The 16736-nt window shown below is 41.7% G+C and carries 14 protein-coding genes; 12 read left to right on the top strand and 2 right to left on the bottom strand.

Annotation, left to right across the window (positions count from 1 at the left end):
- Nucleotides 1-266: 266 nt before the first annotated feature.
- Together K1X66_04615 and K1X66_04620 are read left to right on the top strand one after the other, a co-directional pair.
- Nucleotides 267-1208: an efflux RND transporter periplasmic adaptor subunit gene (locus K1X66_04615; protein MBX7157651.1), complete on the top strand. Its 942-nt coding sequence runs from the start codon at nucleotides 267-269 to the stop codon at nucleotides 1206-1208.
- On the top strand, nucleotides 1205-2836 hold the full coding sequence (locus K1X66_04620; GenBank protein ID MBX7157652.1) for an NAD+ synthase: 1632 nt from the start codon (nucleotides 1205-1207) through the stop codon (nucleotides 2834-2836). Before K1X66_04615 ends, K1X66_04620 begins: the two co-directional genes overlap by 4 nt.
- Before the next feature lie 102 nt (nucleotides 2837-2938).
- Here K1X66_04620 and K1X66_04625 read toward each other — a convergent pair whose 3' ends face one another.
- Both K1X66_04625 and K1X66_04630 read right to left on the bottom strand, forming a co-directional pair.
- Nucleotides 2939-4459 (bottom strand): hypothetical protein, encoded by a 1521-nt coding sequence (locus K1X66_04625; protein MBX7157653.1) that lies wholly within the window; start codon nucleotides 4457-4459, stop codon nucleotides 2939-2941.
- Nucleotides 4460-4575: 116 nt separating this feature from the next.
- On the bottom strand, nucleotides 4576-5334 hold the full coding sequence (locus K1X66_04630; protein ID MBX7157654.1) for a class I SAM-dependent methyltransferase: 759 nt from the start codon (nucleotides 5332-5334) through the stop codon (nucleotides 4576-4578).
- 94 nt (nucleotides 5335-5428) lie between these two features.
- On the opposite strand from K1X66_04630, the gene K1X66_04635 reads away from it, so the two are divergent.
- From K1X66_04635 to nusB, 10 genes are read left to right on the top strand one after another with little or no spacing between them, the layout of a single operon-like run.
- On the top strand, nucleotides 5429-6592 hold the full coding sequence (locus K1X66_04635; GenBank protein MBX7157655.1) for a glycosyltransferase family 4 protein: 1164 nt from the start codon (nucleotides 5429-5431) through the stop codon (nucleotides 6590-6592).
- Entirely contained in the window at nucleotides 6585-7307 is a 723-nt protein-coding gene (locus tag K1X66_04640) for a polyprenol monophosphomannose synthase (protein ID MBX7157656.1), read from the top strand. Before K1X66_04635 ends, K1X66_04640 begins: the two co-directional genes overlap by 8 nt.
- Nucleotides 7308-7356: 49 nt before the next feature.
- Entirely contained in the window at nucleotides 7357-10242 is a 2886-nt protein-coding gene (locus K1X66_04645) for a DUF2723 domain-containing protein (GenBank protein MBX7157657.1), read from the top strand.
- A 17-nt stretch (nucleotides 10243-10259) separates the two neighbouring features.
- Entirely contained in the window at nucleotides 10260-11510 is a 1251-nt protein-coding gene (locus K1X66_04650) for an ABC transporter permease (GenBank protein MBX7157658.1), read from the top strand.
- Nucleotides 11511-11516: 6 nt separating this feature from the next.
- The gene (locus tag K1X66_04655; GenBank protein MBX7157659.1) at nucleotides 11517-12182 is read left to right on the top strand and encodes an ABC transporter ATP-binding protein; all 666 of its coding nucleotides are present in this window, start codon (nucleotides 11517-11519) and stop codon (nucleotides 12180-12182) included.
- On the top strand, nucleotides 12179-13048 hold the full coding sequence (gene ilvE, locus K1X66_04660) for a branched-chain-amino-acid transaminase (GenBank protein ID MBX7157660.1): 870 nt from the start codon (nucleotides 12179-12181) through the stop codon (nucleotides 13046-13048). The genes K1X66_04655 and ilvE overlap by 4 nt, the downstream gene beginning before the upstream one ends.
- A gap of 3 nt (nucleotides 13049-13051) precedes the next feature.
- Nucleotides 13052-13558 carry a UvrB/UvrC motif-containing protein gene (locus tag K1X66_04665; GenBank protein MBX7157661.1) on the top strand — a complete coding sequence of 169 codons (507 nt, stop codon included), beginning with the start codon at nucleotides 13052-13054 and terminating at the stop codon, nucleotides 13556-13558.
- A gap of 15 nt (nucleotides 13559-13573) precedes the next feature.
- The gene (gene pheT, locus K1X66_04670; protein ID MBX7157662.1) at nucleotides 13574-15835 is read left to right on the top strand and encodes a phenylalanine--tRNA ligase subunit beta; all 2262 of its coding nucleotides are present in this window, start codon (nucleotides 13574-13576) and stop codon (nucleotides 15833-15835) included.
- Nucleotides 15836-15880: 45 nt separating this feature from the next.
- Nucleotides 15881-16288 (top strand): 6,7-dimethyl-8-ribityllumazine synthase, encoded by a 408-nt coding sequence (gene ribH / locus K1X66_04675; GenBank protein MBX7157663.1) that lies wholly within the window; start codon nucleotides 15881-15883, stop codon nucleotides 16286-16288.
- A gap of 3 nt (nucleotides 16289-16291) precedes the next feature.
- Nucleotides 16292-16723: a transcription antitermination factor NusB gene (nusB, locus tag K1X66_04680; GenBank protein MBX7157664.1), complete on the top strand. Its 432-nt coding sequence runs from the start codon at nucleotides 16292-16294 to the stop codon at nucleotides 16721-16723.
- Nucleotides 16724-16736: the final 13 nt, after the last annotated feature.

Genomic DNA, 16736 nt, shown 5'->3' on the forward strand with positions numbered 1-16736 from the left:
GCTAACTATCCAATATTGTTTGTTAATGATGCGTTTAAGATGAAAAATAACTTTTGAGGAAAATAGTCTAACCTTCATCCCCACAAATTCTTACCTCTTGTCTCTCTTTGTCAATGGTTTTTTTATAAAAATCATGTTTGGGGATCGATTTCTTTGTGAAAATGGTGAGGAAATATATTTTAAAAATGTTGTTGGGAAGCGATCTATTTAATATGAGTTGAATAAATTATGCTTCGCAAGTTGTTGGCTTTCGCTATTTAACTCTTATGTTGCTTTTATTGAAAAGGCCTTCTTTTTATTTGGCTGTGCTTGGGATTGTAGCCACGGCATTTTTAATGGTTAAGATGCGTGAAGAGCCACCTGTAGCGCCACCGTTGGTGGAGCCTGCGCGATCGCCTTATCAGGCTGCAGTGGCAGGTGTGGGTATGGTGGAGGCGATGAATGAGAATGTGAAGCTTGCGCCTTCAGTGGCAGGTGTGGTTTCTGAAGTGGCAGTGAAGGTGGGTCAACGAGTGGAGCAAGGAGAGCTTTTATTTAAAATTGATGATCGGGAAACTGTGGCGCGTTTGGTATTGGCGCGATCTCAATTGAAGTCAACTCAAGCGGCTTTGAAAACGGAACAAGTGGCTTTGGCGGATGCAAAAGATCGTTGGGAAAGAGCGGAACGTTTGGCGAAAGAGAAAGTGGTTTCGGAGGACGAGAAGTTGAGGCGTTATTTTGAGCAACAAGAAGCGGAAGCGCGTGTGGCGCGTTTGGAGGCAGATGTGGAGGCAGCTCAAGCGGAGATTCAAAAAATCGGAGTGGAATTGGAGTTGCATGAAGTGCGCGCGCCTCGTGATGGTCGTGTTTTGCAGGTGAATGTGAGGGCGGGAGAATTTGCGGGGACGAATCCTGAGGAACCCATGGCTATTTTGGGTAATGTAGAGGATCTTCAGGTGCGTGTGGATGTGGATGAGCAAAATGCGTTGTTAGTGCAACCAAATGCGCCAGCGACGGCTTATTTGCGAGGGATTGCGAGTGGACCATTGCCTTTGAAGTTTGTGAGGATTGAGCCTTATGTGGTTCCAAAACGATCCTTGACGGGTGATACGATGGAGCGAGTGGACACGCGGGTGCTGCAGGTCATTTATCAATTTGATCCTCCAGCAACTAATGTTTATGTGGGACAGTTGGTGGATGTTTATATTAAACGGGAGCCTTCGGGATGAAATTGGCTTTGGCACAGATTAATACTACGGTGGGGGATTTGGCGGGGAATGCGGAAAAGGTTTTAAAATTTTATCAGCAAGCCGTTTTGCAAGGAGCTGAATTGGTGGTTTTTCCTGAGTTGGCGTTGACGGGTTATCCGCCACAGGATTTGTTGTTGCATGAGGCGTTTCTTCAAAAGGCGGAGCAGACTTTGGCAGGATTGCAAAAAGCGATTGGTGAAGTGCCAGCTTTGGTTGGGACGATCAAAAAAAATGAGTCTCGTCCTGGGCGTCCGTTGTTTAATGCAGCCGTTTTATTGCAGGATGGTGATATTAAAAAAGTTTTTCACAAGCGATTATTGCCAACGTATGATGTTTTTGATGAGGATCGTTATTTTGAGCCGGGTAAAAGTTCAGATTATTTTGAGTGGCAAGGCAAGCGAGTTGGAGTGAGTATTTGTGAGGATATTTGGAATGACAAAGATTTTTGGAAGGATCGACGTTATGTGAAGGATCCGATTGAAGAGTTGAAGCAAAAGGGTTGTACGCTCATTGTTAATTTATCGGCTTCGCCTTGGCATTGGCAGAAGGAAAAGGTGCGTTATGAAATGTTGAAGACGGTGGCAAAGGGTGAAAAAATTTCGGTTGTATTGTGTAATTTGGTGGGAGGCAATGATCAGTTGGTGTTTGATGGACATAGTGTTTGTTTTAATGCTACGGGAGAATGTTTGGCACAAGCGAAAGGGTTTGAAGAGCAGTTGGTGATGGTGGATATGGAGCAGCGAACGGATGTCCAGTTAGGAGATGGATTGGAAAATTTGTTTCAAGCGTTGGTATTGGGCACGCGCGATTATGTGCAAAAGTGCGGATTTCAAAAAGTAGTCTTGGGGTTAAGCGGTGGGATTGATTCGGCGTTGGTGGCGGTGATAGCGGTTCATGCTTTGGGTGCAGAAAATGTGATGGGAGTTTCTTTACCGTCGCGCTTTTCGAGTGAGGGTAGCTTATCGGATGCGGAAATTTTGACTAAGAATTTAGGAATTATTTATAAGGTTATTCCGATTGAAGAGTCTTTTCAATCGGTGCAGAAACAATGTGCTAAGGTTTTTGAGGAATTGCCTTGGGATGTAACAGAAGAAAATATGCAGTCGCGTTTGCGAGGATTAATTTTAATGGCTTTGTCTAATAAGTTTCATTTTTTAGTCTTAACGACTGGCAATAAGTCGGAGTTGGCTGTGGGTTATTGCACGTTGTATGGAGATATGTGCGGAGCGCTTGCGGTGTTGGCGGATGTGCCCAAGACGAAGGTTTATGAGTTGGCGCGCTGGATTAATCGAGAAAAAGAGACGATTCCACAGGCTTCGATTACCAAGGCTCCGAGTGCAGAGTTGCGTCCCGATCAAACTGATCAAGACACTTTGCCTCCTTATGAGATTTTGGATGAGGTGTTAACGCGTTATGTGGAGCATAACCAGTCATTTGAAAATATGGTGCAAGCAGGATTAGAGCCCAACTTAGTAAAAAAGATTATGCGTTGGGTGACGATCAATGAATATAAACGTCAGCAAGCGGCGTTGGGGTTAAAGGTAACTTCGCGCGCGTTTGGACGTGGGCGTAGGATGCCGATTGCGCATCGGTTTCATGAGGTTTGAGCGGTTATTTTACCATTTTTTTTATTGTCATTATGGATCTTCGGGTCAAGCCCGAGGGTGATACGAGAGGGGACAAGGAATGATAATTAAGTAGGGTGAATTCTAGCTAGGTGATGGATTGTCCGGCGGTTCTGAAGTCGCTGCGGTAACAGGTTCTGTTATGGGGGATTGATTTTCCTGAGTATTTTCGATTTGGGTAATTTCTTCAGTAGTTCCGTGAGATTCTGTGGGTTGCTCTGGAATTTTATTTTCTTTTTCTTCAAGGACAGGCTTTGCTACTTCAGGTTTAGGTTTGGGTTTTTTTGCAAGTTCTAGTTGGCCATTGGCAAATTCGATGGCGTGACCTTGATGGATGAGCCAATGAAGATCGCGCAAAATATTAACTTCCTGAGGTGAGAGCTCTGAAGAATCTGCGGTAGTGGTTGAATTACTGTCAGCAATCAATGCGGTCAGGAGTTGATAGCGATTGGTGCGCGGATTATTTTGTATGAAATCGATGATTTGTTTGATATTTTCCGAGACGGGTGTTTGTTCAATATCAAGATATTGAGGGCGTGCAATGGAAACGTAGGTAATGTTTTTGTTGGCTTTGAAGAAACGGAGATTGTGTTTAGAGAACTCTTGGCTGAGTTGGTTGACTAGTTTGATGGGAAAACGGCGTTCTTGTTGTTCTGTGTTTTTGAGATGAGAAAATAAAATAGGAGAAAGTTTATTTTTTTCGATTTGCGTGAATTGATGAGAATTGTTTTTTTGAATTAATTCTGGCAGGTGGTGAATGCGAAAATGGGTTTCTACTTCTGTCCAATTTTTAAGTGGAGTGGTTTCGGCGCTTTTGAGGGGATGATATTCTAAATTAAAACTTAGGTTTTCAATCCATTGTTTGACTGTAGCTTCATCATGAACAGTTTTGATGCGATTTTTGAATTTTTCAAAAGGCATGTGGGAGAAACGTTCTGTGTAAAGTTTTCTTACTTTGTTGGGATAATCGTGATAGTTAGGGGGACCGAGTATCGTGCCGCTAAAGCCGCAAATTCCAATGCATGTAAAATTGCCTTTAGGTGGATCGATTGAGACTTTTTCCGTGCGATAGTAAGTTTCTAGTAACTGTTTCAGTAAATGTTTCAGCGCTTCTTCTTCGGTGAGCCATAATGAGTTGTCAGAGAGACAGTGAAATAGAAACAGCTCATTTTTTTCGGTTGTAATATGGAAATGGTAGCGCTCGGGCTTCTGTAAAATCATGCGCGCAATGTCGAACATGGGATAAGCACGGCCGGTAAGTTTGATTTGGCGTGTGAGAGATTGCACACCTTTTTCTTCGGGAATAAGATTAATTTTGATTCCTGGCAATGTTGCAGAAATATTTTCTCGGGAGTCTTGTTTTATCGATGGTTTGTTGAAGGAGAAAGGACGCTTAGAATTTTTGCTATGATGTTTTTCAGTTCGGTGATCTTTTTTAAAATTTTTATTACTTTGGTTTGAGCTATTCCATTTTTCGTTTCTTCTTTTTTCGGGCGAAGGATTTTTGGCTTCGTAATTGGCGTAACGATTAGGGTCTTCACTTTCTTTTGCCCAAGCTGGTAAAAAGTGGAGTGCAGTTAAGTCTAGTTCTGATGTTTCGGTCATAATCCTTCTGTTACGAATAGTTTTTTATGGAATTATTATGCTCGATTTATTTTTAAAGCCAAAAATTTTATGATCAATATCTAACTATAATCTAAATTGATTCAAAAGCAATGGAGTTAAAGCTTTTTTGCCTGGATAAAAGCATTAAGCATTAAATAACGTAAAAAAGTGGCATTAAGCAAAAAATCTAAGAATTTTGACATGTAACGATCTGTGCAGGAGATAGATAGAGTTTTACAGCCTGCTTTTTCAAGAAAAAAACTCATATGAAAAGGGTTTGTTGCGACAATGGCATCGTCGTCCGGCTGAAATTTTTTTCGAACGATAGGAGTCATTGTTTCGAAATGAATAGCCCCTGGATTTGTTTTAATTTGTTTCTTAAATTGTAAAATAGTTTTGAAGTTAAGCCATTTGCTTCGGAAGCCTCGCATTTTGGGATGATAATCACGAAAGCCAATGACACGGTAAAAATTAGGGCTAGATAGAACGATATGGCCACCTTTTTGTGTGACGCGTACGAGTTCGGTAATAAAAAGTTCGGGATTTTCGACATGTTCCAAAACGTTTAATGATCCTACGCTGGCAAAGAAATTATCTGGGAAAGGGAGTGTTTTCCCATCATAAAGCTGGCAAGGTAGATTGGATTGCTGGGCCATTTGAACACTTGTGGCAGAAACTTCAACTCCGCGGGCGTTGTAACCTCGTGCTTGAAGTTGGCTTACTACATAGCCAACGCCACATCCTATATCAAGAATGTGACCACTAACTGTTTTAGGACAAAGCGCATCAATATATTTTTTATAAAAATCCTTGTCCCATTCCGCTAAAAATTGGGTATAAGCTTCATTTTGATAGTAGATCTGTTGATGTTGCATGTTGAGATATTTGAATGAATAGGATATAGAAATTTTGGAGGAGTCACAATGGATAAAAAATTAAGACAATGAGGCAACTGGAATTACTTCGCTCATGAAAATTCTTTTTTGCACGCATGAACCCTTTTGGCCTTTGACGGGGGGTGGTACCTCCGGCACGTTGGCGGTGGTTAATGAGTTGAAACGTTTGGGTCATGAGGTGACGGTCATGGCGCCGGCGCACGCTTCGTGTGAGGAGATTGAAAGGCGCTGGGAGATCACGTTTATTCCTTTTAACCCTTTCTATATGCATCGAAATGCTTCATTGAGGACATTGCGTTATATATTGTATAGCTTGTTGTTTGTTCCCAAACTTCTTTTTTTTCTTCGGCAAAAAAAAGTCGATGTTTTAATTGGCAAGAATGTGGTTTTAACTCCAGCACTACGGGTAGCGGGAAGTTTATATGAGATTCCTAGTTTTGTGGTTACGACGGATCTTTTAACGTTATATTTTGGATTTTCGAAAGCTTTTTTTCAAAAATGGATGGCGCGTTTGATTGCTTTGGAGGCGTGGTTATTGAGTTGGCACGATCGAATTTTTATGATTTCGCCAGAAATGGCGGAGCGTGTGGAAAAGGAGCGACCTATTTTAGCTAAAAAAATTTGTGTGAATGGGGATGGCGTGGATTTATCTTTTTTTTGTCGGGAAAAAATTGATGTTAAAAAAATGGATGACGTTAGGAAACAATTTTGTGGAGAAGGATTGCTAGCGGTTTACCATGGCACGATTGAGCCACATCATGGGCAAGAAGAGTTGCTTGCGATTGTGCAACAAGCTTTAGCTGTCGAAACTTCTTTGCATTTTGTGATTATTGCCGGCGGTAAAGATTACAGTGCAGTCAAGCGAGAGTTAAAGCGGGATCGGGTGCATTGCTTAGATTTTATGAGTCAGGAAGCGTTACTACCTTATTTAGCGGCTGGGGATGTTGGATTTCTACCTTATCCTCCCGATCCTTCTACCAACATATTATATCCTTACAAATTTTTGGAGTATTATGCTCTAGGGTTGCCTGTGGTCAGTTTTCGGTTAAAAGCTTTATTTCGAATGTTTGAAAAAAAATCGGATGTGCGTTTTGCTGAGACAGTGAATGAATTTGCGGAAGCGCTGGTGGAGTTGGCGCGTCAAAAAAGACACCGGGAATGGGATGAAGATTTTTCGGACCATTTTTCTTGGCAAGCTGTGGTAAAACCGATTCATAACGCTTTGAAATATGCCTAAAGCCTTAATTGTGATTCCAACTTATAATGAGGCAGAAAATTTATCTGCTTTATGGGAACGACTTCCGCAAGTTTGTGGCGATTATGTTATCGATAAATTATTTGTGGATGATGCCTCACAAGATGGCACGCAGGAATGGATTAAAAGTCGGCCAGAGTTTAGTGCTTCCATATTTTTGTTAGAACGTGATAAAAAACTGGGATTGGGCACGGCTTATTTAGCGGGATTTGCTTGGGCGCTACAGAAAGAGTATGAGTTGGTTTTTGAAATGGATGCGGATTTATCGCATGATCCTACAATGATTCCGCATTTTATTGAGGCGATCAAAAAAGGGGGGGATGTGGTGTTAGGTTCACGTTATATTCATGGCGTGCGAGTGTTGAATTGGCCAATCTCGCGATTGTTATTAAGTTTGGGTGCCGCTAAGTATGTGAAGATGATTACGGGTATGCCTTTTAGTGATCCGACAGGAGGTTATAAATGTTTTCGTCGCTCTGTTTTGGAAACTTTGGATTTGAGCAAGGTTCGTTCTAATGGTTATGCGTTTCAAATTGAATTGACTTATTTAGCGTGGAAAAAAAAGTTTCGCATTATAGAGATTCCTATTGTTTTTGAGGAAAGACGCGCAGGCCAATCTAAGATGTCTTTCGCCATTGCTCGTGAAGCGATCTGGCAGGTGGTGCGTCTTAGGTTGCAGAATTTATTGGGGAGATAAGGTTTAATCACTTGGCTTAAGCCAAGGTTTTGCTAGAAAAATTTATTTTATGAAAAAAGACCAACAGGCGACGTCCGAAAATGAAATTAATAGACCATTTTTGAAGGTAGATCGTTTAACTGCGTTAGTGGCAGGGTTGATCGCTTTTATTGTTTATGTTTATACCTTGGCGCCGAATGTGACGTTGGAAGATTCGGGTGAATTTATTACGGCAGCGGTGCATTTGGGTGTGCCGCATCCTCCGGGTTATCCAACTTGGACCATTTTTTCTTATCTGGTTTCTAACTTGTTGCCTTTTGGTAATGTTGCGTGGCGGGTTAACTTAGTTTCTGCTATTTGTGGTGCGGCTGCAATCAGCTTTTTTGCCTTGTTGATGGTGCATTCGTTGCGCTGGATTTTAACGAGTATCTCTGGTGTTTCAGAGGATTTGGCTAAAAAAGTGGCTGTCATCGGAGCTTTGGTGGGAAGCAGTGTTTTGGCTTTTAGTGATGTGATGTGGAGTCAATCCGTGATTGCTGAGGTTTATACCTTAAACGCTTTTTTTCTGAGTTTGACTTTATTGTGTTTTTATCGCTGGGTCTTGAACCCTAAGCGAGAAAATTGGTTGGTAATGACAGCGTTGGTTTTGGCGTTGGGATTAACGAATCACCATACTTTGCTTTTTATTTTTCCAGCATTTTTTATTGGTGTGTGGTTTGTGCGTCGGGATTTTTTGCTTCTTTTTCTCGTTGCCATTTTGCTAACTGCCACATCGGTTTTGGCTTATTTTTGTTGGTTGTCTGCGGATGAACAATTAATCGAAGTAGGAAAAAGAGTGGGAATCATTGCTATTATCGCAAGTATTGTTTCGATTATTTTGTGTAAAACATTGGATCATTTTCATTTTTCCTGGAAATTTGTTGGGAAAATTTTTATTGCAACTTGGTTAGGGCTTAGCGTTTATGCTTATATGCCGTTTGCTTCGAAAACCAATCCGCCGATGAATTGGGGTTATGCGAGTGAGCGACAAGGTTTTTATCATGCCATTAATCGCGGGCAGTATGCCGATAATATGGCAGCTACGATCAAACGTTTTGTTGCGCCTTTGGTGGGGGTGCCGATCGAAGGTGCTGCTGGGCAGGGAGGAGCAACGCTGAGTCAGTTTGAGCGTATTGGGATTTTGCTAAAGGTATATTTTTTGAATCTGGCGAATAATATTTCCTGGCCGGTTTTGATTACGCCTCTATTTGTCTTTTTATTTATTATGCGGCTTTCCCATCGGGCGCCGCAATGGTTGGGATTTACGCTGGCAGCTTTTTTGTTCATGAGCGCTTTTCAAATGTTTATTATGAATGCGGGATTGGATAATCAATCGCAATGGGTAGGGAAAACTTTTCTTTTGCAAAGTCATTGTATTTTTACGATCTGGGTAGCGTATGGAGTGGCTTTTGCGTTGCTCTTTTTATTTTTAAGGGTACCTAAAATTGCGCCCTTAGGTTATGCTGTGGTTGCGTTGCCCTTGTTGCCATTTTTTATTAATTATGCGGAATGTGAGCAACGAAACCATTGGTTTGGGTGGATGTATGGCACCGATATGTTGCGAGATATGGATCGAGAGGCTGTGGTTTTTGGGGGAACCGATCCCGGACGGTTTGTGCCAACCTATACGATTTTTTGTGAGAGCACGCAAAATCCAAGATGGAAACGCGATCCGAGTTTTGATCGATCGGATTTGGCATTAATCACGCAGAATGCGCTCGCAGACGGCACTTACATGAAATACATCCGTTCACATTACGATGTGTCGCGACGCACGCATTACAATGCTTTTGAAAGATGGTTGGGGCGTGATGAAATGTATCCTAAAGATCCTTTGATTTTGCCTACAGACGAGGAAGTGCAACAGGCTTTTCAGAGTTATATGGAGCAGGCGGGTCAGGAATCGGAAGATGGCAAAATTACGGTTGAAGGGATTCAAGGGGTATTCGCGATTAATGGTCTCATTTCAAAAATGATTTTTGATAAAAACAAAGAAACCCGCGCTTTTTATATCGAAGAAAGTTTCCCGATGGATTGGTATTATCCTTATGCGACACCTTTTGGATTGTGTCTCAAAATTAATAAGGAACCCTTAAAACAAATTCCACAAGATGTGATTCAAAAAGATCGCGCTTATTGGGATGCTTACACAAAAAAGTTGGTGGAAAATCCGAAGTTTCGAGCGGATCGACCGGCTAAAATGTCTTTTTCCAAATTGCGTAGCTCGATTGGGAATGTTTATATGTATCGAAACTTGTTGGCCGAAGCAGAGTATGCTTATAAACAAGCTTTAGAAATGGCACCGGATAATGCGGAAGTTGTTTTTCGATTGGCCGATTTGTATGCAAATCAAAATCGTTTTTCTGAAGCTCAAATACTTGCAGATAACTTGAAAAAACTCGATCCCAACAATACGCAAATCGATGGATTGATTGAAAATCTGAAAGTTCGACAACAACAAGTTGGCCAGCGTGCTCAACTCGAGCAAGCCGTAAATCAAAGTAAGGGCGCTTTTCAACAAGGCTATGCGCTGCTCACTTTTTATCTTCAAATGAATGACCTGGCAGCAGCCAATCGTTTGATTGATCAACTTATGCCTTATGCGAATTATACGGCTGAGCAATGGCAACAGTTTGCGGAGGCTATGTTAGGCGCGGATCAAATTGATTCTTTTTTCAAAGTCTTAAAACGTTGGGAGATGGTCGATCCTAAAAATCCTGAGTTATCTTATGATTTAGGTGTTTTGTATGCCTCGAATGATCAAACAAAAGAAGCCATCCAAACTTTGGAAAAGGCAATTCGTTATGGAACGAGTGATCTAAAAAAAGAAATCCTTGAGGATGAACGTTTGCAAGAAATTCAAAAGTTGCCCGAATTTAAAAAAATGATTGAACAAACGAAACCTGAGAAAGAGTAATTGCATCGAAGGTTTTTATGAAATTGCCTTTCGAGCTCTTTCTGGCGTTACGTTACCTCAAGCCTAAACGCACTTTTGTTTCCATTATTACTGTTCTTTCTTTGTTGGGGGTCACATTGGGAGTGATGGTGTTAATTATCGTCATTTCCGTGATGAGCGGTTTTGAAAAAGATTTGCGGGAAAAAGTAATGGGATTTACGGCGCATATTACTATTACCAATTATGAAATTTTGAGAGATTATCAAAATATTTTGATTCGTGTGCAAAAAGATCCGGAAGTGGTAGGGGTGAGCCCTTTTGTTATGGGACCTGTTTTAGTGAATTTCCAAGAGAGAATTTCCACACCGGCAATTCGCGGTATTGATCCTGCGCGTGAAGAGTCGGTGATTGGATTAAAGCATTTTATTGTAGCGGGAGAATTCTTTTTGGAAGGGGAATCAGTAATTATTGGTGATCAATATGCGGAAAAAAATAAAATCGAAGTAGGTGATAAAATTCTTATTTTTTCGCCGCGTCATATTGAAGAGTTTCGTCGCGCTGCGAAAACGGGCAAGCAAGAGACAACGTTGCCAACAGAGTTATTAGTGACAGGCATTTTTTCGACAGGGATGTATGATTACGATGCGAATTTTATTTTAACTTCTTTGGAAACGGCTCAGGAAATGTATGGGTTAGGAGATGGAGTGCATGGCATTGCGGTTCGTTTAAAAGATCCTTTGAAGGCTCCCGAGGTTAAGAATCGTTTGAATCAGCAATTAAAAGCGCCGATTCGGGCTTACACGTGGATGGATCTCAATCGTCAACTCTTTAGTGCGATTGCCGTGGAAAGAAATGTGATGTTTTTTTTGTTACTTTTCATTGTGGTGGTCGCGGCGTTTGGGTTAACCAGTACGCTTATTACGATTACGGTTCAAAAGTCGCGAGAAATTGGTGTTTTGAAAGCGTTGGGCGCTAAGGAATATCAAATTCTTTGGGTTTTTCTTTCTCACGGTTTGGTAGTGGGTGTTCTTGGAAGTTTGTTGGGTTTGGGAAGTGGCTTATTGTTGTTACGTTTTCGAAATTCGGTGGCGCAATTTTTATCGCAAGCATTTGGGATCGAGATTTTTCCTGACGAAATTTACCAATTTAGCAGTATTCCTGCACAAATTAATGAACATAGTATTGTGGTTATTTGTTTGTCGGCGGTTGTGATTTGTGTGTTGGCAGCATTGATTCCTGCTTGGAGTGCGGCACGTTTGCAGCCCGCGCGCGCGTTGCGTTATGAATGATGAATTATGAAATCATTTGAAGCCAAAAATATTAAAAAAACGTTTACGCTCGGGCATAATCAAATAGGTGTTTTGTCGTCGGTGACTTATTCTTTTTTGCAAGGTCAGCTCACCACAATTCAAGGGGCTTCCGGGACGGGCAAAACAACTTTGTTGCAAATTCTGGGTGGTTTGGAAAAACCGGATGAAGGCGAAGTGTTGTTGGATAATCAATCACTTTATCGCTTAGGAAAAAATGCTTTGAGTGAGTTAAGAAATCGTCGTATTGGGTTTATTTTTCAATTTTATTATTTATTGCCGGAATTGTCCGCTTTGGAAAATGTGATGTTGGCAGCGATGATTGGAGGGAAAGGGGCTAAAGAGCGGGCGCATTTGCTTTTGGATCAAGTTGGCTTGAGTCATCGCATGGAACATCGCCCCTCAGAGCTTTCAGGGGGCGAACAGCAGCGTGTGGCGATCGCGCGCGCTTTGATGAATCAGCCGGATTTGATTTTAGCAGATGAACCGACGGGTAATCTGGATGTGCAAACGGGCAAGCGGGTGCTTGATTTATTACTTGATTTACAACAAAGAGAAGGGTTGACTGCTGTGCTCGTGACTCATGATGGCGGAATCGCTGCGTGCGGCACACAACAATTACAATTAAAAGATGGGCAGTTGGTGAAGTTATGAAGGTTTATATTGATGGACAGCTCTATGAAAAAGCCGAGGCAAAAATTTCAGTTTTTGACCACGGTTTGCTTTATGGCGATGGCATTTTTGAAGGCATTCGCATTTATAATAAACGCGTCTTCAAATTGGATGAGCATTTAGATCGACTTTTTGATTCTGCGAAAGCGATTTTGCTTACGATTCCGATGAGTTATGAGGATTTGCGTCAAGCAACTCTCGATACTTGTAAGGCGAATGGCTTGACAAATGGTTATATTCGCCTGCTTGTAACGCGCGGTGTGGGATCCTTGGGGTTAGGTCCTGATAAATGTGACAAGGCTTCGGTGATTATCATTGCCGATAATATCGAGCTTTATCCGGAGAAGTATTATAACACGGGACTGCGTGTGGTGACCGCACCTTCGCGTCGTATTTCTCCTGGCGCATTTAGTCCGGCTATTAAATCGTTAAATTATTTGAATAATGTTTTAGCCAGAATCGAAGCTTATACCGCTAACGCTCAAGAAGTGGTAATGCTCAATGATCAAGGTTATGTTGCGGAAGGTTCCGGGGATAACATATTTATTTTGAAAAAAGGAAAGCTCTTTACCCCGCCGATTTATGCTGGTGCATTAGGCGGGATCACTCGACTAGTGATTTTTGACATCGCTAAAGAGATGAATCTTCCGTTGGTCGAAACGAATTTGACGCGCTACGACTTATTTGTTTCGGAGGAATTTTTCTTAACCGGAACGGGAGCCGAAGTGGTGCCCGTGGTAGAAATCGACAGTCGCGTGATTGGTGATGGTAAACCAGGTAAGGTAACGGGTGAAATCATACGCCGCTTCCGCGAGTTGACCCAATCTTCTGGAACACCTATAGTATAAATCATGGGCAAAAGTCAAAGACCACCAGGATGTGAAGGGTGTACAGAGCCTGCAACGATTCATCTTACTCAGATCGTTAACGGCGTCATGCACAAGGTGGACCTTTGCGCAAAATGTCCGAATGCTAAAAATATTGATGACCCTACGGGTTTTTCTTTAGCGGATCAGTTGCTGGGATTGGGAGCCAGTGAACAAATTGATTCTAAGGGTGAAGAGTTGATTTGTCCGCAATGTGGTTTTACGCAACCGGATTTTAAGAAGTTAGGTCGATTGGGTTGTCCAAAATGTTACGACACTTTTTCCGAAGGTTTGGCAGCTTTGCTCAAGAACATGCATCGCGGAGTGCAGCATAAAGGGAAAATTCCGAAGAATTTTAAAGAAAAACAGCACATCAAAGATAAATTGGCAGCGTTGCAAGGAGATTTGAGGAAGGCTGTGATCAATGAAAATTTTGAAACAGCAGCTTCGTTGCGTGATCAGATTCGCGCTTTAGAAGCGCAACTCTCTTAAAAGCTTGGTAATGTTATGAAAGTTTCTCTCGAATGGCTGTCGGATTTTGTCGAAATTACCTTGCCAGAAAATGAGCTGGTCGATGCGATTACGATGACGGGCATCGAAGTTGAAAACGTCACGCATATTGGAGGAAATTTGGATCATGTTGTCGTTGCAGAAATTTTAAGCTCCGAAAAACATCCTTCAGCTGATCGGTTGAGCGTTTGTCAAGTTTCGATCGGTTCGGAAACGCGTCAGATTGTTTGTGGCGCAAAAAATTATCGGATTGGAGACAAAGTCCCTTTGGCTTTACCCGGAGCGATTTTGCCGGGAAATTTTAAGATTAAAGAATCCAAGTTGCGAGGTGAACTTTCTCAAGGAATGATGTGTTCAGCCAAGGAGTTGGAATTGGCTGGAGACTCGGAAGGGCTTCTTATTTTAGATGGCGAGACAAAACCTGGAACACCATTAAAAGAGATTTTTAAATCTGTAACCGTGTTGGATTTGGAAATTACACCGAATCGGCCGGATTTATTGAGTTATTACGGGTTAGCACGTGAGTTGGTGACGTTGGGATTGGCGCAGTGGCAACCGGCTTATCAAAAGATTGAGAACACTACTTCGCCAGATTTACCGGAGTTGGATTTTTCGGTGAATGCAAATTGTTCTTGTTATTCTTTAACGGCGTTTGACGAAATTCAAGTAACAAGCAGTCCAGAAAAAATTAAACAACGCTTAGAAACCGCAGGATTAAGAGCAATCAATCACGCGGTGGATATGACCAACTATCTTATGTTAGAATGGGGGCATCCGATGCACGTTTTTGATCGTGATAAGCTTTCGTTAAAACAAGGTTTGCACGTTCGATTTGCCAAGCCAGGTGAAAAATTGTTGGCTTTAGATCATCGGGAATATGTTTTAACAGAAAACGATATGGTGATTGCCGACGATAACGGAGTCGTTGCCATTGCGGGAGTAATTGGAGGAGAGGCGACGGCAGTGACAACGGATACAAAACGAATTTTATTGGAAGTGGCTTGTTTTACTCCTTCTTTAGTTCGTGCGACAAGTCGTCGATTAAATTTATCAACGGATTCTTCTTATCGTTTTGAACGAGGTGTAGATGCCGCGACAGTGTTGAAGGCAAGGAATCAAGCGGTGCATTATTTAATGGGGTCAACTAAACCCGTTGCACAAACGGCAGTAGGGCATTTTGATGGCAAACGTCATCCCATTGCTTTGCGATGGAATCGAGTGGATTCGGTTTTAGGAATTTTTGCACCACGCGAAGAAATTAAACAAGCTTTGCAATCATTAGGTAGCAAACTGAAAAAAGAGTCGGAGGAAGCGGTAGAATGGTTGACTCCAAGCTGGCGACCGGATTTAGAGCGAGAAATTGATTTAATCGAAGAAACTTCTCGAACCATTGGTTTGGATCGGATTCCTTCACGCATCCAATTTCAACCTTCTTATCAAAGTGAGCGAGATCAAGATTACGATCGCTTGGCCGATTTAAAACAACAGTTAATTGGACTGGGATTTTTTGAAGTGGTAACAAGTCCGTTGAGTCAGGATAAACAAGATGAAATTGAAATAGCCAATCCCATGACTTCCGATCAAACCCATCTTCGCGCTTCTTTGAAAAGTCAGTTATTGCGAGTGGCTGTGGAAAATTGGAATCATGGCAATAAAAGTTTACGTTTGTTTGAAATTGCTAAAGTTTTTTCATTCTCATCTTCGTCGCAAGGAGAAAGTTGGCATCTTGGTTTGCTGCTATCGGGTAATCGCACTCCGCTAAATTGGCGAGATAAAGAAGAGGGTGTTGACTATTTTGATCTAAAAGGAGTTTTAGAATCCTTGAAATTGCCGCAAGTTAATTTGCAAATTTTAGCACCAAAAGAATTAAAAGCACTGGGAATCAAGCAGCCGGTTTATTATGCGGAAATCTCCTTGGAAAATTGGTTGAAAACTTCTTCTGTGAAACATTTTAAACCATGGCCGATTTATCCCTCAAGTTTACGGGATATTGCGTTGGTAGTGCAAAAAAAAGTGAATGCACAAATGGTGCAAGATGTTTTTGCCGCATTCCAAAATTCCTATTTTCAAGAAGCTATTTTATTTGATGTTTATCAGGATGAAACCGGGAAAAAATTATCGACTGATCTCAAGTCAATGGCTTATTCTATTCGGTATCAATCCTCTGAAAAAACGTTGACTGATGTTGAGGTGAATCAAGCTCACGACCGATTAAAACAGTTTTTGAAAGAAAAATTGAATTGCGAATTTAGAGAATAGCTGGCATTTGCTTCTTGGTGAATCGCGCGGCAAATTGAAAATGGTATGAAATATAAGGTTGGCATTGTTTGTTCTCAATATAATGCAGAATATACAGATGGTTTATTAGCTTCGGCTGAAAAAGAGTTGATTCAACATGAAGTGAAAGTGTTGCGTGTGCCGGGGGCTTTTGAAATTCCATTTGTTTTGGCTAAGTTGGCTAAGAAGAAGTATGATGCGTTGATTGCTTTGGGATTAATTTGGCAGGGGCAAACGGATCATGCGCGATTGATTGCTGAAGAATGTGCACGAGCGTGCATGACGATTGGTTTGCAGTATGAAGTGCCGGTTATTTTTGAAGTGTTGACTGTGCAAAATGCTGCTCAAGCGCGCGCTCGTTGTTGCGGTAAAAAAATGAATCGTGGTGCAGAAGCTGCTCGCACGGCTTTAGCGATGGCGCAGTTGAATGTGTAAATTATGAAAAAACGTCGTTTAGCTAGGGAATATGCGGTTCAGTTTCTTTATCAATGGGGAATTTTTGCTGAGGATTTGGAAAAACGGTTGGCCGATTTTTGGGAGCGACAAACCGTGGATCCCAAAGTGAAAGAGTTTGCTCAAGGTTTGATTCGCGGAGTGATTGAAAAAGAAGCGGAGTTGGATGCGTTAATTATTCAGTTTGCTGAGAATTGGGCGTTGGATCGCATTGCGGTAATGGATAGAAATGTGTTGCGTTTGGGGTTGTATGAAATGAAGTATCGTGAAGATATTCCGCCGGTTGTTTCTATTAATGAAGCGATTGAGTTGGCAAAGAAATTTGGAACGGACGATTCAGGAAAGTTTGTGAACGGAATTTTGGATCGGTTTCGTGAAGATTTATTGCGACCGGCTCGGAGCGCGGTTAAAAAGTAGTATGTGAGATAGA

Source organism: Verrucomicrobiia bacterium (assembly GCA_019694135.1).
Taxonomy (GTDB): Bacteria; Verrucomicrobiota; Verrucomicrobiia; order JADLBR01; family JAIBCM01; genus JAIBCM01.